At 66.4% G+C, this 20,537-nt stretch carries 19 protein-coding genes; 17 read left to right on the forward strand and 2 right to left on the reverse strand.

What is annotated here, in order from left to right; all coding sequences use genetic code 11:
- Positions 1 to 90: 90 nt before the first annotated feature.
- Together GGR36_RS16360 and GGR36_RS16365 are read right to left on the reverse strand one after the other, a co-directional pair.
- Positions 91 to 1,911 (reverse strand): PHA/PHB synthase family protein, encoded by a 1,821-nt coding sequence (locus GGR36_RS16360; RefSeq protein ID WP_183635852.1) that lies wholly within the window; start codon positions 1,909 to 1,911, stop codon positions 91 to 93.
- A 39-nt stretch (positions 1,912 to 1,950) separates the two neighbouring features.
- Positions 1,951 to 2,970 carry an MBL fold metallo-hydrolase gene (locus GGR36_RS16365; protein ID WP_183635853.1) on the reverse strand — a complete coding sequence of 340 codons (1,020 nt, stop codon included), beginning with the start codon at positions 2,968 to 2,970 and terminating at the stop codon, positions 1,951 to 1,953.
- 223 nt (positions 2,971 to 3,193) lie between these two features.
- Between GGR36_RS16365 and GGR36_RS16370 the strand changes: the two genes are divergently transcribed.
- From GGR36_RS16370 to GGR36_RS16445, 17 genes are all read left to right on the forward strand, one after another.
- Complete coding sequence (locus GGR36_RS16370; protein WP_183635854.1) at positions 3,194 to 4,363, forward strand: isovaleryl-CoA dehydrogenase; 1,170 nt, start codon at positions 3,194 to 3,196, stop codon at positions 4,361 to 4,363.
- 290 nt (positions 4,364 to 4,653) lie between these two features.
- Positions 4,654 to 5,850: an acetyl-CoA C-acetyltransferase gene (locus tag GGR36_RS16375; protein WP_183635855.1), complete on the forward strand. Its 1,197-nt coding sequence runs from the start codon at positions 4,654 to 4,656 to the stop codon at positions 5,848 to 5,850.
- Between the two features lie 124 nt (positions 5,851 to 5,974).
- Positions 5,975 to 6,856 carry an EamA family transporter gene (locus tag GGR36_RS16380; RefSeq protein WP_183635856.1) on the forward strand — a complete coding sequence of 294 codons (882 nt, stop codon included), beginning with the start codon at positions 5,975 to 5,977 and terminating at the stop codon, positions 6,854 to 6,856.
- Positions 6,856 to 7,539 (forward strand): SDR family NAD(P)-dependent oxidoreductase, encoded by a 684-nt coding sequence (locus tag GGR36_RS16385; protein WP_183635857.1) that lies wholly within the window; start codon positions 6,856 to 6,858, stop codon positions 7,537 to 7,539. Before GGR36_RS16380 ends, GGR36_RS16385 begins: the two co-directional genes overlap by 1 nt.
- Before the next feature lie 140 nt (positions 7,540 to 7,679).
- Positions 7,680 to 9,251, forward strand: a complete 1,572-nt coding sequence (locus tag GGR36_RS16390; protein ID WP_183635858.1) for a thioredoxin family protein — start codon at positions 7,680 to 7,682, stop codon at positions 9,249 to 9,251.
- 156 nt (positions 9,252 to 9,407) lie between these two features.
- The gene (locus tag GGR36_RS22140; RefSeq protein WP_276510021.1) at positions 9,408 to 9,530 is read left to right on the forward strand and encodes a hypothetical protein; all 123 of its coding nucleotides are present in this window, start codon (positions 9,408 to 9,410) and stop codon (positions 9,528 to 9,530) included.
- 187 nt (positions 9,531 to 9,717) lie between these two features.
- Entirely contained in the window at positions 9,718 to 9,954 is a 237-nt protein-coding gene (locus GGR36_RS16395) for a hypothetical protein (RefSeq protein WP_183635859.1), read from the forward strand.
- A gap of 197 nt (positions 9,955 to 10,151) precedes the next feature.
- Positions 10,152 to 11,288 (forward strand): acyl-CoA dehydrogenase family protein, encoded by a 1,137-nt coding sequence (locus GGR36_RS16400; RefSeq protein WP_183635860.1) that lies wholly within the window; start codon positions 10,152 to 10,154, stop codon positions 11,286 to 11,288.
- 109 nt (positions 11,289 to 11,397) lie between these two features.
- Positions 11,398 to 12,000: a 2-hydroxychromene-2-carboxylate isomerase gene (locus GGR36_RS16405; RefSeq protein ID WP_183635861.1), complete on the forward strand. Its 603-nt coding sequence runs from the start codon at positions 11,398 to 11,400 to the stop codon at positions 11,998 to 12,000.
- Positions 12,001 to 12,010: 10 nt separating this feature from the next.
- A complete protein-coding gene (locus tag GGR36_RS16410; RefSeq protein WP_183635862.1) occupies positions 12,011 to 12,613 on the forward strand; it encodes a 2-hydroxychromene-2-carboxylate isomerase in 603 nt (200 codons plus the stop codon).
- 1 nt (position 12,614) lies between these two features.
- Positions 12,615 to 13,373, forward strand: a complete 759-nt coding sequence (locus tag GGR36_RS16415; protein WP_183635863.1) for a class I SAM-dependent methyltransferase — start codon at positions 12,615 to 12,617, stop codon at positions 13,371 to 13,373.
- Positions 13,374 to 13,479: 106 nt separating this feature from the next.
- Positions 13,480 to 15,087, forward strand: a complete 1,608-nt coding sequence (locus GGR36_RS16420) for a carboxyl transferase domain-containing protein (protein ID WP_183635864.1) — start codon at positions 13,480 to 13,482, stop codon at positions 15,085 to 15,087.
- 10 nt (positions 15,088 to 15,097) lie between these two features.
- Complete coding sequence (locus GGR36_RS16425) at positions 15,098 to 15,886, forward strand: enoyl-CoA hydratase/isomerase family protein (RefSeq protein WP_183635865.1); 789 nt, start codon at positions 15,098 to 15,100, stop codon at positions 15,884 to 15,886.
- 4 nt (positions 15,887 to 15,890) lie between these two features.
- The gene (locus GGR36_RS16430) at positions 15,891 to 16,388 is read left to right on the forward strand and encodes a cupin domain-containing protein (RefSeq protein ID WP_183635866.1); all 498 of its coding nucleotides are present in this window, start codon (positions 15,891 to 15,893) and stop codon (positions 16,386 to 16,388) included.
- Between the two features lie 916 nt (positions 16,389 to 17,304).
- Positions 17,305 to 19,287 carry an acetyl/propionyl/methylcrotonyl-CoA carboxylase subunit alpha gene (locus GGR36_RS16435; RefSeq protein WP_183635867.1) on the forward strand — a complete coding sequence of 661 codons (1,983 nt, stop codon included), beginning with the start codon at positions 17,305 to 17,307 and terminating at the stop codon, positions 19,285 to 19,287.
- Positions 19,284 to 19,583 (forward strand): Dabb family protein, encoded by a 300-nt coding sequence (locus tag GGR36_RS16440; RefSeq protein ID WP_183635868.1) that lies wholly within the window; start codon positions 19,284 to 19,286, stop codon positions 19,581 to 19,583. The genes GGR36_RS16435 and GGR36_RS16440 overlap by 4 nt, the downstream gene beginning before the upstream one ends.
- A complete protein-coding gene (locus GGR36_RS16445; protein WP_183635869.1) occupies positions 19,580 to 20,506 on the forward strand; it encodes a 2-hydroxyacid dehydrogenase in 927 nt (308 codons plus the stop codon). The genes GGR36_RS16440 and GGR36_RS16445 overlap by 4 nt, the downstream gene beginning before the upstream one ends.
- Positions 20,507 to 20,537 lie beyond the last annotated feature (31 nt).

A 20,537-nucleotide genomic window follows, 5' to 3' on the forward strand; every position in this document is an offset into this window, starting at 1 on the left:
CAGTGTAGGACTGTCGGCGTGACAATGGGAAGCGCAGATGCAGCAAAAAAGAAGGGGCCGAAGCCCCTTCTTGCGCAAGCTTGATCCCGCTCAGGCCGCTTTGGGTGCCTTGTCCAGCCTTGCCTTCACGAAGCTGCCGGGCGCATCTTCCAGCACCTTGAGCGTGCCCTTGAGCGGATCGCGTGCCGGCACCTTTGCATCGTCGTGCGCGGTGACCCAAGCCTGCCAGTCGGTCCACCACGAACCGGGGTTCTGCGAGGCGCCGGCGAGCCAGTCTTCCGACGATTCTGGCAGCGCCTTGGTCGGGTTGGTCCAGTAGCCGTACTTGTTGGCCGAGGGCGGGTTCACGATGCCGGCGATGTGGCCGGAGCCGCCCAGCACGAAGCGCACCGGGCCGCCGAACACCTGCGCGCCGAGGTAGGTCGACTTCCACGGCGCGATGTGGTCTTCGATCGTCGAGATGAAGTAACAGGGCACCTTGATCTTGCCCAGATCGATCTTCACGCCGTCGATCTCGATGCCGCCCGGCTGCACCAGCGCATTCTTCATGTACATGTTGCGCAGGTAGTAGCTGTGCATCTTCGCCGGCATGCGGGTGGAATCGGAATTCCAGTACAGCAGGTCGAAGGGGAAGGGGTCCTTGCCCATCAGGTAGTTGTTGACGACGAAGGACCACACCAGGTCGTTGCTGCGCAGCAGGTTGAAGGTGTTGGCCATCTCGCTGCCTTCGAGGTAGCCGCGCTCGGCCATCTTCTTCTCGAGGCTGGTGACCTGGCCTTCATCGATGAACACGCCCAGTTCGCCCGGCTGCGAGAAGTCGGTCAGCGTCGTGAAGAAGGTGGCGCTGGCGATGCGCTTGTCCTTCTTGGCAGCCATGTAGGCGAGCGTGGTGGCGAGCAGCGTGCCGCCGAGGCAGTACGCCGCAGCGTTGATCTCTTTCTCGCCGGTCTGCTTTTCGATCGCGTCGACGGCGGCGACGACGCCTTCCTTCACATAGTCGTCGAAGCCCTTTTCGGCGAGCTTTTCGTCCGGGTTCACCCAGCTCATCACGAACACCGTGTGGCCCTGTTCGACCGCCCACTTGATCAGCGAGTTCTTCTCGCGCAGATCGAGGATGTAGTACTTGTTGATCCACGGCGGCACGATCAGCAGCGGGCGCTTGAGCACGTCGGTGGTGGTCGGGGTGTAGTGCAGCAGCTGGATCAGATCGTTCTGGAACACCACCTTGCCCGGCGTGGTGGCGACGTTCTTGCCGCACTCGAAGGCACTGGTGTCGGTCATGCGAACGCGCAGCTGGCCGTCGCCTTCTTCCACATCACGCAGCAGGTTGTTGAGGCCCTTGACCAGGTTCTGGCCGTGGCTCTTCACGGTCTCGCGGAACACTTCCGGGTTGGTCAGCGCGAAGTTCGACGGCGACAGCGCATCGATGTACTGGCGGGTGAAGAAGTTGACCTTCTTGCGCGAGATTTCGTCCAGCCCTTCAACGCCGCCCACCACGTCATGGATATGGCGGGCGGAAATCAGGTAGCTCTGCTTGATGAAGTCGAACAGGAAGTGATCCTGCCACTCCTGATCCTTGAAGCGCTTGTCTTCCTTGGCAGGGGCCGCGACCGGCGCGCCACTCATGCCCATGAAGCGCATCGTCGAGTGCTGCCACAGCGAGAAGTAGTCCCACACCAGGTTCATCTGTGCCTGGGCGAGCTTGTAGGGGTTCGCCAGCAGCTTGGCCATCATGTCCATGAAGGCCTGGGCGATGCCCAGTTCGTCCTCCGGCGGGGTGATGCCGCGCGCGGCCTGGCGCTTCACATGTTCGTGCAGCAGCTTCGAGGCACGCTGGGCGACTTCCGCGTAGGTCTTGGCGACTTCCTGCGGATCGGGCAGTTCGGGTTTGGCGGTTTCGGCAGTGGACATGGTGGATGGACTCCCTGAGTGACGTGTTCGTTGCGGGTACTAGGCCCGCGCAAACCGGAGGATGCCGTCCGCGGCTTCCATGGCGCTTACGGCGCCCCGGGCGGCAAGGTGATTGAGGTGACCGATGGCCTCGCCCATCGCGAACATCACCTGATGGGTGTCGAGTTCGCGCGGGAACAAGGTGGCCAGCAGCTCGCCGGCGCTCATCGGCTGATCCAGTGCGGCGAGCAGCGCGCCGCAACGTTCTTCGTGATGCGCGATCAACTGCTGGATGCGCGCCTGCGCGCCGCGGAAGGGGCGCCCGTGCGAGGGCAGCACCAGCGTGTCGGCGGGCAATGCGGCGAAGCGGCCGAGCGATTCGACGTACTGTGCGACCGGATCGTCCTGCGGCGTGACGGTGCTGGTGCTGACGTTGGTGGAGATACGCGGCAGCAGCATGTCGCCGGAGATCAGCACGTGCAGCGCTTCGCACCACAACGCGGCGTGTTCGGCGGAATGGCCGTAGCCGTTGATCACGCGCCACGCGTTGCCGCCGATCGTGATCGTGCTGCCGTCGCGGATCCGCAGATAGCTTTCCGGCAGTTCCGGTACGCCGCGGGCGTAATGGTTGCCACGCGCAAGCAGCGCGTCGGCGCGTGCTTCATCCAGCCCGTGGCGGCGGAACAGCGCGACCAGCGCTTCGGTGGTGAAACCGGCGTGGCCATCGCGGATCGCATGCGCCCACAGGTATTCACCGAGCGTGGCATGCACCGGCACGCCGAAACGGTCCGACAGCCAGCGCGCGTTGCCGATGTGATCGGGATGCGCGTGGGTGACGACGATCTGTGTGACCGGGCGGTCGAGCGTCGCGAAGATCTGCTCCCACAGGCCGCGGGTGGTGGCGTCGCCAATGCCGGTATCGACGATCGCGACGCCCTCGCCGTCGTCGAGCAGCCACAGGTTGATGTGGTCCAGCGCGAACGGCAGCGGCATGCGCACCCAGCGCACACCGCCTTCGAGCGGGAGTGTGCTGCCCGGTGCGGGCAATTCTGTGAAAGGAAAGTCGAGCGTATCGGTCATTGCGGTGTCCAGCCGGGCAGTGTAGCGCTCTTATGTTGCGCTGCGGCATTGCCTGTCAAGGCCGTTTGTCAGGCGCGGGACACCCGCGGCGCATCGCGCGGCTTACCATCGCCGCACCGCAGGGGTCGCCAACCAGGGGAGGGTGGCCCGAAACCGGCAGTGCCGCGTTGCGCCACGAACGCAGCGCGGCGTTGCCTTCCTCGCACGTATCAGGAGCACACCGATGAGCCTTGGCCTCAATTTCGCCCTCGGCGAAACCCTCGACATGCTGCGCGACTCGGTCGCCGATTTCGCGGCGAAGGAGATCGCGCCGCGCGCGGCCGAAATCGATCGGACCGACCAGTTCCCGATGGACCTGTGGCGCAAGTTCGGCGATCTGGGCGTGCTGGGCATGACGGCGAGCGAGGACTACGGCGGTGCCAACATGGGCTATCTCGCGCACATCATCGCAATGGAAGAGATCTCGCGCGCCTCGGCCTCTGTGGGGCTGTCGTACGGGGCGCATTCGAACCTCTGTGTGAACCAGATCCACCGCAACGGCAACGCCGCGCAGAAGGACAAGTACCTGCCGAAACTCATTTCCGGCGAGTATGTCGGCGCCCTCGCGATGAGCGAGCCGAACGCCGGCTCCGACGTGGTGTCGATGCGCCTGCGGGCCGACAAGCGCGGTGACCGCTATGTGCTCAACGGCACCAAGATGTGGATCACCAACGGCCCCGACGCCGACCTGCTCGTGGTGTATGCGAAGACCGACCCGGAGGCCGGCCCGCGCGGCATCACTGCCTTCCTGATCGAGAAGGGCATGAAAGGCTTCTCGGTCGCGCAGAAGCTGGACAAGCTCGGCATGCGCGGCTCGCATACCGGCGAGCTGGTGTTCGTCGACTGCGAGGTGCCCGAGGCCAACGTCATGGGTGGCGTGGGCAACGGCGTGAAGGTGCTGATGAGCGGCCTCGATTACGAGCGCGCGGTTCTGTCGGGTGGCCCGCTGGGCATCATGGCTGCCTGCATGGACGTGGTGATTCCCTACATCCACGACCGCAAGCAGTTCGGTCAGGCGATCGGCGAATTCCAGCTGATGCAGGGCAAGGTGGCCGACCTCTACACCACCTGGCAGGCGACGCGGGCCTATGTGTATGCGGTGGGGCAGGCTTGCGACCGCGGCGACCACGCACGCAGTCTGCGCAAGGATGCCGCCGGCGCGATCCTCTACTCAGCGGAGAAGGCGACCTGGATGGCAGGTGAGGCGATCCAGACGCTGGGCGGCAATGGCTACATCAACGAATACCCGGTCGGTCGACTGTGGCGTGACGCCAAGCTGTACGAGATCGGTGCCGGCACCAGCGAAATCCGGCGCATGCTGATCGGGCGCGAGCTCTTCGCCGAGACCGCCTGAGTCACGGCACGACCGCTCGGGGCCTGGCGCCGCGCACAAACTGCCGGCGTTGATCGATGCCCCGTGCATGAACGCTTGCGAGTAGATCGCCCCTTCGGCGTACACTCTGCCTGCTGCTTATGCAGTGGAAACTTCACGTTTTCTCTGTACCATCAAGTGGATTGCTGCACTGCGGAACACTCTTGACTGGGCGTGCAATGGCCGGGGGAACGGGCGTCGTAAGCGCCACGTAGGCCAGGCAGCGCAGTCTCGGCAGGTCTGATTTCTCTACCCATATCGAGGAACGCATCATGTCTGATCCCGTCGTCATCGTATCCGTCGCCCGTACGCCTATCGGCGCCATGATGGGCGAACTGTCCGGGTTTGCCGGTCATCAGCTGGGCAGCGTCGCCATCAAGGCGGCGGTGGAGCGCGCCGGCCTGAAGCCGGAGCAGGTGCAGGAAGTCATCATGGGCTGCGTGCTGCCCGCCGGGCAGGGCCAGGCCCCGGCGCGCCAGGCCACGCTGGGCGCCGGGCTGCCGCTGTCGGCTGTCGCCACCACGATCAACAAGGTGTGCGGCTCGGGCATGAAGGCCACGATGATGGCGCACGACCAGCTGCTCGCCGGCTCGGTCGACGTGATCGTCGCCGGCGGCATGGAAAGCATGTCCAACGCGCCCTACCTGCTGCCCAAGGCCCGCGGTGGCTACCGCTATGGCCATTCCACGGTGTTCGACCACATGGCCCTGGACGGCCTGGAAGATGCCTACGAGAAGACCCCCAACGGCGGTGGCAAGTCGATGGGTAACTACGCCGAAGACACCGCGGCCAAGTACGGATTTACGCGTGAAGCGCAGGATGCCTTCGCGATCGAATCGACCCGCCGCGCGCTGGCCGCCAACACCGATGGCAGCTTCGAGTGGGAAATCGCACCGGTGACCGTGGCCGGCAAGGGCGGTGACGTCCAGATCGCCAAGGACGAATCCCCGTTCAAGGCCAAGCCGGAGAAGATCCCGTCGCTCAAGCCGGCCTTCCGCAAGGATGGCACCGTGACCGCCGCAACCTCGTCGTCGATCTCCGACGGCGCCGCCGCGCTGGTGCTGATGCGCGCCTCGACCGCCGACAAGCTGGGCCTCAAGCCGGTCGCGAAGATCGTCGGCCATGCCACCCATGCACATGAGCCGGGCTGGTTCACGACTGCCCCGGTCGGCGCGATCGAAAAGCTCTACGCCAAGACCGGCTGGAACACCGACAGCGTCGATCTGTTCGAGATCAACGAAGCCTTCGCGGTGGTCACCATGGCCGCGATGCACGACCACAAGCTGCCGCACGAGAAGGTCAACGTCAATGGCGGCGCCTGTGCGCTGGGCCATCCGATCGGTGCCTCCGGTGCGCGCGTGATCGTGACGCTGATCGGCGCGCTGAAGAAGCGCGGCCTCAAGCGCGGCGTCGCCAGCCTGTGCATCGGCGGCGGTGAAGCGACCGCGATGGCGGTCGAACTGCTCTGAGTTTTTATTGCGCATCAGAAAGGCCGCCTGCGGGCGGCCTTTTTGTTGGCGGCGTCGCTGCCGTTACCATGTTCGGGTTCTGCAAGCAGGGACTGAAGTGAAACCGGAATCCCGTCTCGCGCCCGTGATTGCCTTGCAAGTCGTGGTTGCCTTCATCTGGGGTGGCACCTGGATCGCGGGCCGCATCGTTGCTGCCGAGATGCCGCCACTGGCTGCGGCCGGCTGGCGTTTCTTGCTGGGCACCTTGACGCTGGGCCTGCTGGTCTGGCACAGCGCGGGCAAGCTGCCACGGATCGGTCGCGCCGATCTGGCGCGCATTCTGGCGATGGGCTTCACCGGCATCCTCGCCTACAACCTCTGCTTCTTCTATGGACTCCAGCATGTGCAGGCAGGCCGCGGCGCACTGGTGATCGCGCTCAACCCGGTGGCGGTGGCCCTTGCCGCATGGCTTCTGATGGGTGAGGCGCTGAGTCTCGCGCGCCTGGCAGGTGTTGCGATTGCGCTGGCAGGGTGTCTGATGGTGATCGGTCGCGGCGACCCGCTGGCGCTATTGCGTGGCGAAATCGGCAGCGGCGAGATCGCAATCCTCGGCTGCGTCGCCGGGTGGTGTGCCTATACGCTGATCGGGCGGCGCGTGAGTCGTACCCTCGCACCGCTGACGATGACCTTCTATGCCTCGGTGGCCGGCGGTCTGATGCTGCTGTGCGCGGGCCTCGCCGAAGGCAGCCTGCGCACGCTGCCCGTAGTGTCGTGGCATGCCGTGGCGGCGCTGCTCTACCTCGGCATACTCGGCAGCGGGTTCTCCTATGTCTGGTACGCGCAGGGCGTGATGCGCCTGGGCGCGGCGCGCGCCGCCGTCTTCATCAATCTGGTGCCGATCAGCGCAGTCTTGCTTGCGGCGCTGATCCTCGACGAACATGTCGGCATGTCGGTGCTGGCGGGCGGTGTGCTGGTGCTGGCCGGGGTGTGGCTGACGAATCTCAGGAATCCTGGAGGGCGGGGTTGATGGCGCAGAAGACGGTTCTGATTGCAGGGGCATCGCGCGGTATCGGGCTGGAGTTCGCCCGCCAGTACGCGATCCAGGGCTGGAAGGTCTATGCCGGCGTGCGTACGCCGGCGAAGGCGACCGAGCTGATGCGGGTCAAGGGCGTCGAGGTGATCCCGCTCGACGTGACCTCGGCCAATTCGATCGCAGGTGCGGCCTGGCATGCGGACGAGGATCCGCTCGACCTGCTGGTCGTGTGTGCCGGGCTCTACGGCCCAGAAACCCAGGGTTTTCTCGCGCCCGGCAATGAAGACTTCGATGCGGTGATGCACACCAACGTGTTGGGCCCGATGCGCGTGATCCAGGCGTTTGCCGACTCGCTCATCAGTCGGCGCGGCAAGATCGCCGTGATCTCGTCCACGATGGGCTCGATCAGTGGCACCACGTCGGCCACCGGGCTGCTGTATCGCGCCTCGAAGGCGGCGGTGAACATGGTGGCCAAGTGCGCTGCCAGCGAATATGGCCCGCGCGGCCTTACCGTGGTGTCGCTGCACCCGGGTTGGGTCAAGACGGCGATGGGCGGACCCAACGCGCAGATCGAAGCCTACGACTCGGTGCTCGGCATGCGCGGCGTGCTCGATCGTGTCGGTCCGGCCGACAACGGCGCTTACTTGAATTACGACGGCACACCGATTCCCTGGTAAGGCCTTGCGCGGGATTGCTTTGCAGCGATCCCGCAAAGTCTTTGCAGTGGCTTGGGGCAAAATGCTCACTTGCTGCCGCGCCAGAAGCGCGGTGCGCCCTGAAACCGCCGGCGCCATCCGCCGGCCCACTGGATACTCCGATGCCCGCATTCGCATGGCGCCTGGCGCCGCTCAGCGTGTTCCTGCTGTTGGCCTGCTCGAAAGCGCCTGACCCCAAACCCGCTCCAGCTCTGCCCGCCACCGGACAAAGCCTTCCGGCCGCGAGCGGCAGTGGTGCTGTGTCGTGGTTCAACGGCGGTGTGGATGCCGCCTTCGCCGAGGCCGCGCGCACCAACAAGCCGGTGTTCCTGTACTGGGGTGCGGAGTGGTGTCCCTACTGCAACCAGGTCAAGGCGACGCTGTTCAACCGCGCGGATTTCGCCGAACGCGCAAAGCAATTCATTCCGGTCGAACTCGATGGCGATTCGGCCGACGGGCAGAAACTCGCGAGCCGCTTCAAGGTCAGCGGCTACCCCACGATGATCCTCTTCCGCCCCGACGGCACCGAGCTCACCCGCTTGCCCGGCGAAGTCGATCCCCAGCACTACCTGCAAGTCCTCGCGCTCGGGATGAACGCGGGCCGACCGGTAAAGGAAGTCCTCGCCGCAGCGCTGGCCGGACGCCCGACCACGGCCGACGACTGGCGCCTGCTCGCGTACTACCCGTTCGATGCGGACGAGGAACAACTCGTCCGCAAGGCGGCGTTGCCCGCCACGCTGGCGCAGCTCGCCGCCAGCGTGCCGCCGGCCGAATCGGCACTGGCGACGCGTCTCGCGCTCAAGGCCTTCATTGCGCAGGCGCAGATGACGCCACAACCGACGCTGGCCAGCGACGCCGGTGCGCAGCTAATCGAGAAGCTGCTCGCGGATGCGGCGGAAGCGCGGTCGCTCTTCGATCTGCTGATCATCGACCCCGACAAGGTGGTGCCGCTGGTGACACCGTCGGGCGGCGCGGCGCGCCGCGCGCTTGCGCAGCAGTGGAGCCAGGCGCTCGAACGTTTGACGCAGGACGCCACGCTGTCGACCACCGATCGCCTGTCCGCACTCGGGGCGCGGGTGGCGCTCGGCAAGCTGGAAGGCGCCACACCGGTCGAGCCGGCGCAACTGCGCAAACAGATTCAGGCTGCGGACGCGGCGACGAACAACGGCTTCGAGCGCCAGTCGGTGATCTACACCGCTGCCGGCGTGCTGACCGACGCGGGCTTGCTCGACGATTCCGACGCGCTCCTCAAGGCCGAACTCAAACGCTCGCATGCGCCCTACTACTTCATGCGGATGCTGGGTGGCAATGCGAAGAAGCGGGGCGACACCGCCGCCGCGCTCAAATGGTACGAGGACGCCTGGGCCGCCTCGCACGGTGGCGCAACCCGTTTGCAGTGGGGCACGGGTTACCTCAACGGCCTGCTCGATCTGACGCCGGATGACGCGGTGCGGATCGAAGCGGCTGCTACGCGGCTGTTGGACGAGGTCGCGAGCACGCCGGACGCGTTCTACCTGCGCAACCGCACGGCGCTTGAGCGCAGCGCGAAGAAACTGGCTGCCTGGCATGCCACAGGCAAGCACACGGCCAGTCATGCCGCAATCGCGGCGAAGGCGCGTGCGGTATGCAAAGGCTTGCCATCCGGCGATCCGCAGCGCCCGGTCTGCGATGCAATCGCGAAGACCATGGGCTGACCCGGCGCTGCGACCCGCGCGACGGTTTGACCCGCATCAACGCCGGCGGAGCGCCCGCCCGTACGCTTCCCCCTGTTGGCAGCAGGGGAAAGCCCGCTGCCGCATCCAGAGGAACACGAACGGGCGCGGTGGCGCCCTGATGCCAGGGGAGGCGCAATGGATATCACGTCGGGGTTGGTCGGGGTGTTTGGTGGTTATGTGGTGGCGGTTGTGGTCGGCGTCCTGCTGATCGCGTTGGTGACGACGCTGGAAAACAAGAACAAGAACGATCGCCATTGAGCTGGCGGCGGGCACGCAATCGCCTGTTGCCACCGGTTCGCAAGAACACAGACGCCCCTCCGAAGGGGCGTTTTTGTTGGCGAATGCGCACTTTGTCCGTCGCAGAACTGTTCAAGCAGCAGAGGTGTCGATAGTCTTCACGAACGCGTCTACCCGATGCGCCTGAAACCCTTGTGGAGAGCTACCCTTGAACAAGAAATGGCTGATCATTCCTGCGCTTGCCGGCCTCGCCAACCTCGCCGGATGCGCGACCGATGGTGAAGAAGCGCGCGACCCGGAAGAGCGGGTCGTCTATTCCACCGGCAGCAACATCCCCAAGCGCGTCCGCGCTGACAGCGTGACCACCGCCGACAAGGATGCGGTCGAAGACTCGATCCGGCGCTCGATCCCGGACGGCGCGCGCTCGACCAACACGGGGCCCTGATCGCGCAGCATCGGTTCGCGTCGGGGTGTCCCGGCGCGAGCGATCGTCTTCCTGGCGTCAGACTCCCGCCCACGTAGCAGCGACAATCGCGGCCCCGACGGTGCCGCCACAAGCGTCCCTCCGGTGACAGCCCCGCACACGGGGTGCGATTAACATCCGGCCTGATCGGCACGCCTACCCGGCGGCGAGGAGGAGACATGCTGCTCACGCAAGAACAGGAAATGATCCGCGATGCGGTGCGCGCCTACGCGCAGGACTGCATCGCCCCCCACGCCGCGGCATGGGATCGCGACCACAGTTTCCCGCGCGAGGCCCTGCGCGGTCTCGCCGAACTCGGTGTGCTCGGCATCGTGGTTCCCGAAGCGCACGGCGGCGCGGGCCTAGACTATGTCTCGCTGGCGCTGGCGATCGAAGAGATCGCGGCGGCAGACGGCGCCACCTCCACCATCGTCAGCGTGCAGAACTCGGTTGTCTGCGGGCCGCTCAATGCTTTCGGCAACGCGGCGCAGAAACTCGAGTGGCTGGTGCCGCTGGCGCGCGGCGAGAAACTCGGCTGTTTCTGTCTGACCGAGCCGCATGTCGGCTCCGACGCAGGCGCCATCCGTACCCGCGCCGTACGGGATGGCGACGGCTGGGTGCTCGATGGCGTCAAGCAGTTCATCACCACCGGCAAGCACGCCGACGTCGCGATCGTCTTCGCCGTGACCGACCCGAAGGCCGGCAAGAAAGGCATCTCGGCTTTCGTCGTGCCCACCGCAACCCCCGGCTATGTCGTCGCCCGGGTCGAAGACAAGATGGGTCAGCGCGCGTCGGACACTGCACAGATCCTGTTCGAGCAATGCCGCGTGGGCCCTGATGCGCTGCTTGGCAGCGAGGGCGAGGGCTACCGCATCGCGCTGGCCAACCTCGAAGGTGGCCGCATCGGGATCGCTGCGCAGGCGCTCGGCATGGCGCGGGCGGCGCTCGACGCGGCGCTGCGTTACGCGAAGGAACGCGAGAGCTTCGGCCAGCCGATCATCCAGCATCAGGCGGTTGCCTTCCGCCTCGCCGACATGGCGACGCGGCTGGAGGCTGCACGCCAGTTGGTGTGGCACGCAGCCGCGCTGAAAGACGCCGGCCGGCCGTGCCTGAAGGAAGCCTCGCAGGCCAAGCTTTTCGCCAGCGAGATGGCGGAGGCGGTCTGCTCCGACGCGATCCAGATCCACGGCGGCTATGGCTATGTCACCGACTTTCCGGTCGAGCGCATCTACCGCGATGTGCGGGTCTGCCAGATCTACGAAGGCACCAGCGATATCCAGCGCCTGGTGATCAGTCGCGCGCTGGCGGCCGGCTGAGCGACGCGCGTTGCAGCAAAGCGCAAGACGCTGCGCACGCCTTGGACTAGCATTGCCGGATGTCGCGCAGCCTGCGGCTTGAGCAATACCTCGTCCATGGAGAACTGACTTGAGCGCCTTCATCGATTTCTACTTCGATTTTGCATCGCCCTACTGTTACGTCGGTTCGAAGCTGATCGAAGAGATCGCCGAGCGGCATGGCCGCACGGTCATCTGGCATCCGATGGTGCTGGGTGCTGCCTTCAAGGCCGTGGGCGGCGCGCCGCTGCCGACCTTGCCGCTGCGCCACGACTATGTCGAGCGAGACGTCACGCGCCTGGCGAAGTTCTACGGCCTGCCCTACCAGCACCCCAAGCAGTATCCGATACCGACACAGCACGCGGCGGCAGCCTTCCTGTGGGGGCAGGACCGCGACCCCGAGCGCGCCAAGGCCTTCGCCGCGCAGGTCTTTCAGGCCTACTTTGTCGAGGGGCGCAACATTGCCGAACTGGACGTCGTGCTCGACCTGATCGAATCCTTCGGGCTCGATCGCAGCGCCGCTCACGAGGCGCTCAATGGCGCGCCGGTGAAGGAGCGGCTCAAGGCCGAGACCGAGCTTGCGATCGCGCGCGGCGTGTTCTCTGCGCCCTTCTTCATTGTCGACGGCGAGCCCTTCTGGGGCTACTCGCGCTTGCCGATTCTCGAAAAGTGGCTGGCCGACGGCCCGTTCTGAGGACACCGCGATGCCCGCTCCGATCGATTTCTATTTCGACTTTTCCTCGCCCTACGGATACCTGGCGGCTGAGGTGATCGACACGATCGCCAGCAAGCATGGTCGTGCCGTGATCTGGCACCCCATCCTGCTCGGCGCCGCGTTCAAGGCGATGGGCGCGGTGCCACTGCCCAATGTGCCGCTCAAAGGGGAATACGTGTTGCGCGACGTGGCACGTTCGGCCCGCTTTCTCGGGCTCCCGTTCAAGCGGCCGACGCACTTCCCGATTCCCACCCAGAACGCGGCGCGTGCCTTCCTGTGGCTGAACGACCGCAACACGACCAAGGCCCGCGAATTGGCCCGTGCGCTGTACCGCGCTTACTTCGTCGAAGACATCAACATTTCCGAAGCGGACACGGTGCTCGACATCGCTGCAGGGCTTGGCATCGCGCGCGTCGAGCTCTCCGACGCGATCAGCACCGGCGCGATCAAGGAGCGGCTCAAGGCCGAAGTCGACGTGGCGCTGGCGCGCGGCGTTTTCGGCTCCCCCTTCTTCATCGTCGAGGGTGAGCCCTTCTGGGGCGTCGACCGCCTGCCGCAGATCGAGAAGTGGCTGTCGGAAGGGGCTTTCTGAGATGACGCACGCGGATGTCAGCACACTGTTTACGGACAAGGTGCGTGACTACATCGTCGGTCGTCCCGGCTATCCCGCGATCTTGATCGGCCTGCTGGCCGAGGCGGTCGGCGCCAGCCCTGGCCAGCAGGTGGCCGATGTGGGTTGCGGCACCGGCTTGCTGGCACAGGCCTTCCTGCAGCGTGGTTTTCGTGTCACCGGGATCGAACCGAACGATGCGATGCGCGAGGCCGGTGCCCGCTTGCTGGCGGCGCTGCCCTCGTTCGACATGCGCGGCGGCACGGCCGAGCAAACCGGGCTGGCCGATGCGTCGGTGGACGGCATCGCGGTCGGCACCGCCTTCCATTGGTTTGATCCGGCGCTGACGCGCGCCGAATTCCGCCGCATCCTGCGCCCCGGGGGCTGGGTCGCCTTGATCGGCAATGAACGCCATGTCGTCGCCGATGCCGATGCAGCCTTCGCAGATCTGCTCGCGCGCTTCCGGGGGGATGCGCACGAACGCATGCGGATGCTCGAAGACTGTGCGCCAGAGGCCTTTCTGGGCGCGGCGGCGCGCCATTTCGAAGTGCCGCACCGCCTGGCGGTCGATCGCGAAGCCTTTGTCGCACTTGCGCTGTCACGCTCCTACATGCCGCGTGCCAACAGCCCGCGCCGTGCCGAAGCGGAAGCGGCGATCGCCGCGACGTTCGAGGCGCATGCAGTGGAGGGCCGTTATGTCCTGAACTACCGCGCCACGGTGTTCGGGACGCGCGTGTTCTGAGCGCGCAAGGCGCATGCGTGCCGGTGGGCGGTGCGCATGCGGGGGAAAACAGCGTGCGAACGTGCGCTGTGCTTGAAGTGTCCGGCCATGGGGGTGGCCAGCAACAATGACAGTCCTGCACTCACATCTGAATCCGCGCGACGCGGCATTCCAGGCCAATGCCGAGGCGATGCGCAAAGTCGTCGACGATCTGCATGCCAAGCTTGCGCTGGTCGCACAGGGCGGCAGCGCCGATGCGCGCGACAAGCATCGCGCACGCGGCAAGCTGCTCGCGCGCGAACGCATCGAAGCGCTGCTCGATCCGGGCACGCCTTTCCTTGAACTCTCGCCGATGGCGGCGTGGGGCATGTATGGCGGCGATGTCGCATCTGGCGGCGTGGTCGCCGGCATCGGTCGCGTATCGGGCCGCGAATGCCTGATCATCGCCAACGATGCCACGGTGAAGGGCGGCACCTATTACCCGATCACGGTGAAGAAACACCTGCGTGCGCAGGAGATCGCTGCCGAGAACCGGCTGCCCTGCATCTACCTGGTCGATTCGGGCGGCGCCTTCCTGCCGATGCAGGACGAGGTCTTCCCCGATCGCGATCACTTCGGCCGCATCTTCTTCAACCAGGCCAACATGAGTGCTGCGGGCATCCCGCAGATCGCCTGCGTGATGGGCATGTGCACCGCGGGCGGCGCTTATGTGCCGGCGATGAGCGATGAAACCGTGATCGTGAAGAACCAGGGGACGATCTACCTCGGCGGCCCGCCACTGGTGAAGGCCGCCACTGGCGAAGAAGTGAGTGCCGAAGACCTCGGTGGCGGCGATGTTCACACGCGGCTCTCGGGCGTGGCCGACTACCTCGCTGAAGACGATCACGACGCCCTCGGGCAGGTGCGCCGCATCGTTTCGCACCTGAATACGCAGCGCCCGGTTGGCCCCGCCATGGCGGAGCACGGACCACCGTTGTACGACGCCAGTGAGCTCTACGGTGTGATTCCGGCCGATGCGAAGAAACCCTTCGATGTGCGCGAAGTGATCGCGCGCATCGTCGACGGCTCGCGCTTCGACGAGTTCAAGGCGCGCTACGGCACCACGCTGATCACCGGCTTCGCACACATCCACGGCCACCCGGTCGGCATCGTCGCGAACAACGGCATCCTGTTTTCGGAGAGCGCACAGAAGGGCGCGCACTTCATCGAACTGTGCAGCCAGCGCGGCATTCCGCTGGTGTTCCTGCAGAACATCACCGGCTTCATGGTGGGCCGCAAGTACGAGAACGGCGGCATCGCGAAAGACGGCGCGAAGATGGTCACCGCGGTGTCCTGCGCGAAGGTGCCCAAGTTCACCGTGGTGATCGGTGGCAGTTTCGGCGCCGGCAACTACGGCATGTGTGGCCGTGCTTACTCACCGCGCTTCCTGTGGATGTGGCCCAACGCGCGCATCTCGGTGATGGGCGGCGAGCAGGCCGCGAGCGTGCTCGCGCAGGTGAAGAAGGACGGCATCGCGGCCAAGGGCGGCAGCTGGAGCGCGGAGGAGGAAGAGGCCTTCAAGGCGCCGATCCGCCAGCAATACGAAACCCAGGGCCACCCCTACTACGCCAGCGCGCGCCTGTGGGACGACGGCATCATCGACCCGGCCGACACCCGCCGCGTGCTGGGTCTCGCAATCGCTGCATCGCTGAACGCGCCGATTGAACCGACACGCTTCGGCGTGTTCCGCATGTAAGGAGATTCGCATGAGCGAAGTCGTCAACGTCACGATTACGGCCGGCGTGGCCCGGCTGAATCTGAACCGCCCCGAGCGTCACAACGCACTCGACGAGAAACTGATTCACGACGCCCACCGTGCGTTCGACGTATTGGTCGGCGACCCGTCGGTGCGCGTGATCGTGATCGGGTCCGATGGCCCCTCGTTCTGCGCGGGGGCGGACCTGGAATGGATGAAACGCGCCGCGCAGCTCGACGGGCAGGCCAACTATCAGGACGCGCGGCAGCTCGCGTCCCTGTTGTTCGCAATCGCGAGCAGCCCGAAGCCGGTGGTGGCCCGCGTGCAGGGCGCGGCCTACGGCGGCGGTGTCGGCCTGATCTGCGTGTGCGACATTGCGATCGGCGTCGAGACGGCGCAGTTTGCGCTGACCGAGGTGCGGCTCGGGCTCGCTGCCGCGACGATCAGCCCCTACGTGCTGGGTGCGCTGGGCGCACGGCAAGCGCGTCGGCTGGTGCTCACCGGCGAGCGTTTCGATGCGCACCGCGCCCGGTCCTACGGCTTGCTGCATGAAGTGGTGGCCGCCGAGCAGCTCGATGCCGAAGTCGATCGCATCGTCGCGCTGCTCCTGCTAGGTGGGCCGCATGCGCAAAGCGCAGTGAAGGACATGGTTCGCGACTTCGACGGCGAGCCGCTGTCGCGCGCGCTGACCGACGATACCGCGCGGCGCCTTGCGATGATCCGCACCGGACAGGAAGGGCGCGAGGGCATCGCCGCTTTCCTCGAAAAACGTCCCCCCAACTGGGTACCGAAGGGGTGATGCGATGAGCGACGCGAAACCTGTCGTGAGGCTTGCCGATGTCCCGCTGGAAAGCTTCACCCACGGCGAGCGCTACGCCGACGCTTACGCAGCGGTCGGGGCGCTGCTCGGCTTGCGCCACCTTGGCGTGAGCTACGACGTCATTCCACCCGGCAAGGCCATCTGCCCCTTCCACAACCACTACGCCAACGACGAGTTCTATGTGGTGCTCGAAGGCGAGGGCACCTACCGCTTTGGCGATGCGCGTTACCCGGTTGCCGCCGGCGACGTGATGGGCGCACCCGCCGGCGGGCGTGACACTGCGCACCACCTGATCAACACCGGCAGCGTGCCGCTGCGGGTGCTGGTGATGAGTTCGATGCGCGAGCCCGACGTGTGCGAGTACCCGGATTCGGACAAGTTCCTCGTCATGGCCGGCAAGTCGCCGGGCGCCGAGGGCGTGGCGACGTTTCGCCATGTCGGGCGACGGGGGGATGCGGTGGATTATTGGGACGGGGAGTAAGGGGGTGAGGGCGGGCTTGGGCCGGCTGGCCCGACCTTTCGGTGTGGTCGGCTTGCGATCAGCGCTGCCGCTTTGTGGCGGCTGTCCCTCTCAAGCCGGGTCCCGGCCCGGCGGCCGGGGTACTTTCTTTGTGCGAACAAAGAAAGTACCCAAAGAAAATCGCCCCGCTTCAACGCCGCGCGCTTCGCACGCGGTGCCCTGCGCTGCTCGAAGCATCGGGTGGCTGCGGAACTCGGCCCGGCGGGCCTCAGACAGTCCTCGCCACCGCCGCTGCGCGTCGGAACCCGACGCTTCTGCGCTGCTCGGCGTTTCAGAGGGGGAGGGAAAGGCGTCGATGTTTCGTCGTTGTCGGAACTTCGCTGCCTCGATGCAGGCCGAAGGCCGGAATCTGGGAGACGCGGTTGAGCCTCCGGATACGCCCACCCCGAATTCTGATGCGCTCTATCCAGGCTATGAACATCGCCCTAGCGTCGCGCCGCAGATGGTTTTGATTTTCGGGTCCCGTCGAGAGCGCCGAACGGAGGTGTCGGCCGGCGGGGCAGTCCGGACTCGCTGTTTGAGGCGCGCAGCGCCGAGTTCGCGAGGCCGGCCGACGGGCGATGCCGCAGTGAGGGAAGCCCGTAGGGCCGCGAACGCCGGGCGGCACTCTTTGCTTACTTTCTGGTGCTGTTGCCAGAAAGTAAGACGCCTGTCGGGGGCGGGACCCCGGCCAACGTACGGTTGTGCCTTGATCCTGAACTTTGCAAGTGGCAAACCGCAGCTCTCTTGGTCGGGCGTCGGAAAGTCTTGCTCGGCACGTATCAAGCGCCGCCCAAAAACAACGTCGCCTGGCAGATCGGGGGATCTGCCAGCGCAACGCAAACCACAACCGAACGCCGCCCCAGCGGCGCACCCAAACCTTCATCGGGGGAGATGAATGTTCGACAAGATCCTGATCGCCAACCGTGGCGAGATCGCCTGCCGCGTCATCCGCACCGCACGGCGGCTCGGTATCCGTACGGTGGCGGTGTATTCCGATGCCGATGTCGGCGCGCGCCATGTCCGGCTGGCCGACGAGGCGTTGCGCATCGGGCCGGCACCGGCGCGCGAGTCCTACTTGTCGATTACCGCGATCCTGGACGCGGCGCGTCGCAGCGGCGCGCAGGCGGTCCATCCCGGATACGGTTTCCTGTCAGAGAACGAGGACTTCGCTGAGGCGTGCGCAGCGGCGGGCCTCGTGTTCATCGGCCCGCCGGCCGCGGCGATCCGCGCGATGGGCTCGAAGTCGGCGGCCAAGTCACTGATGGAAAAAGCCGGCGTGCCGCTGGTGCCCGGCTACCACGGCGAGGATCAGGACCCGAACCTGCTCGCAGCGAAAGCGGCGGCGATCGGCTTTCCGGTACTGATCAAGGCGAGCGCCGGGGGCGGCGGCAAGGGCATCCGCATCGTCAATGGGCCGGACGATTTCATGGCGGCGTTGGCGTCTTGCAAGCGCGAGGCCAGCGCCGCATTCGGCGACGACAAGGTGCTGGTGGAGCGCTACCTGCAGCGCCCGCGCCACATCGAGATGCAGGTTTTCGGCGACCGCTTCGGCAATGTGGTGCACCTCTTCGAGCGCGACTGCTCGGTGCAGCGACGCCACCAGAAGGTGCTGGAAGAAGCGCCGGCACCCGGCATGAGCGCCGAGCGCCGCGCTGCGATGGGTGCGGCGGCCTGCGACGCGGCGCGTGCCATCGGGTACGTGGGCGCTGGCACGGTCGAATTCATCTGCGAGCCGGACGGGCGTTTCTACTTCATGGAAATGAATACCCGCTTGCAGGTCGAGCACCCCGTGACCGAGATGATCACCGGGCTGGATCTGGTCGAGTGGCAGCTGCGGGTGGCGGCCGATGAACTACTGCCACTGGCGCAGGAACAGATCACGCTGCGCGGCCATGCGATCGAGGCGCGGGTGTATGCCGAAGATCCTTCGCGGGGATTCCTGCCCGCCACCGGAACGCTGAACCATTTGCAGACACCGGCCGAGGGCGTGCATGTGCGCATCGATTCCGGCATCGAAGAAGGCGACGCGATCACGCCGCACTACGACCCGATGATCGCCAAGCTGATCGTGTGGGACGACAGCCGTGAGCGCGCCATCGCCCGCATGCTGCAGGCGCTGGGCAGCTATCGCATCGTCGGCGTCGGCAACAACGTCGAATTCCTCTCGCGGCTGGTGGCCTGCCCGGCCTTCACGTCGGCGGATCTGGATACCGGCCTGATTGAACGCGAGCACGGCTACCTGTTTCCTGCCGTGGCCGAAGCGCCGGCCGAGGTTTTCCTGCTTGCCGCCTTGGCACGCCTGCTGCGCGAGCGGCAGGACGCGGTGGTCGATGCCTCGCCGTGGGCGGCCCGCGACGGCTGGCGCGTCACCGGTGCGGCGCGGCGCGTACTTGCCTACCGTCACGCCGAGCGCGAGGTGAAGGTCACGGTGGCCTACGAGGCAGGCGGCTTCCGCCTCAGTTGCGACGGCCAAAGCGTACTCGCCGGTGGCGAGCTCGGCCCGCGCGACGAATTGCGCGCGGTGTTCGATGGCAGCCGCTTGAATGCGACGGTGGTCGTGGCGCAGGAACGCCGCCATGTGTTCCTGCATGGCCGCTGCTGGGTCGTCGCGGCGGTCGATCCGCTGGCGCGCAGCGCACAGGGCCGCGAGGCCGGCGGCGGGCTTGCCGCGCCGATGCCGGGCAAGGTGGTCGCACTGTTGGCGCAGGCCGGTGCGGCGGTCGAGCGCGGTGCGCCGCTGCTGGTGCTCGAAGCGATGAAGATGGAGCACACCATCACCGCACCGGCGGCCGGCACGGTGAAGGCCTATCGTTACGGCGTCGGCGACCAGGTCAGCGACGGCGCCGAACTGGTCGAGTTCGAGGAGGCCGCGCCATGATCCGCCATATCGTGCTGTTCCGCTTCCGCGACGAACTCGACGCTGCGCAGGTCGCCGAGGCGATCGCGAGCTTCCGTGCCCTGCAGGAAAAGATCCCAGAAGTGCGCGCATTCGAGGACGGCACCAACGTCAGCCCAGAAGGGCTTGCGCACGGTTTCACGCACGCCTTCCTGCTCGATTTCGAGGATGCGGCTGCGCGTGACGCCTACCTGCACCACCCCGCGCATAAGGCCTTCGTGGCATACATCCAGCCGCGCCTCGACAAGGCGCTGGTGTTCGACTGGGTGGCCGGATGAGCATTGACCTGGTGGTGGCGGGCGGCTACTCGGCGGCCGACTGGCAAGCCGGGTTCGACGCCAGCGGTGCGTCGATCAAAGTGCATGAGGCTGCCGTCGCGCCGCCTTGCCGCTACGCCCTGGTGTGGGGGCGGCAAGCGGCGCTCTATGCCAGCCAGCCAGCACTTGAAGCGGTGTTCTCGATGGGGGCGGGGGTCGAACACCTGCTGGGCGACCCTGCGCTGCCGCCGAACTTGCCCCTGATCCGCCTGGAAGACGCGGGCATGGCGCCGCAGATGGCCGCTTACGCGGTGTGGGGCGTACTGCGCCATCTGCGGCAGTTCGATGCCAGTGCCGCGGCAGCCCGCCGCGGTGAAGACTGGGGCGGCTGGCGCAGCCCGCCGGCGACCGGCGCGAGGGTAGGCGTGATGGGGCTGGGGGTGATGGGGCAGGCGGTGCTGGCAGCACTTGCGCCGCTCGGCTTCACGCTGCGCGGCTGGGGCCGTAGCCCCCGCGATCTACCGGGCGTCGCCTGCCATGCCGGCGCCGACGCGCTCGACGTCTTCCTCGATCAACTCGACGCATTGGTTTGCGTGCTGCCGCACACGGCAGACACGGTGGATCTGCTCAATACCGGCCGTCTGGCGCGACTCGCGCCCGGTGCGCTGGTGCTCAACGCGGGTCGGGGCTCGCTGATCGTCGAAGCCGATCTGCTTGCCGCACTCGACAGCGGCCGGCTCGGCGCAGCGGTGCTCGACGTTTTCCGTGAGGAGCCTCTGCCTGCAGGGCATCCCTTCCTCAGCCATCCGCGTGTCACGGTGACGCCGCATATTGCGGCCCGCACCCAGATCCCGCTGACGGCCGAACAGGTCACTGCGAAGATCGCGCGGCTGGAAGCCGGGCTGCCGGTCAGCGGCGTGGTCGATCGTGTGCGCGGATACTGACGCTCGCTGCCCGGATGCCAGGCCCAAGGAG

It is taken from the genome of Niveibacterium umoris, from assembly GCF_014197015.1.
In the GTDB taxonomy this organism is placed as follows: domain Bacteria; phylum Pseudomonadota; class Gammaproteobacteria; order Burkholderiales; family Rhodocyclaceae; genus Niveibacterium; species Niveibacterium umoris.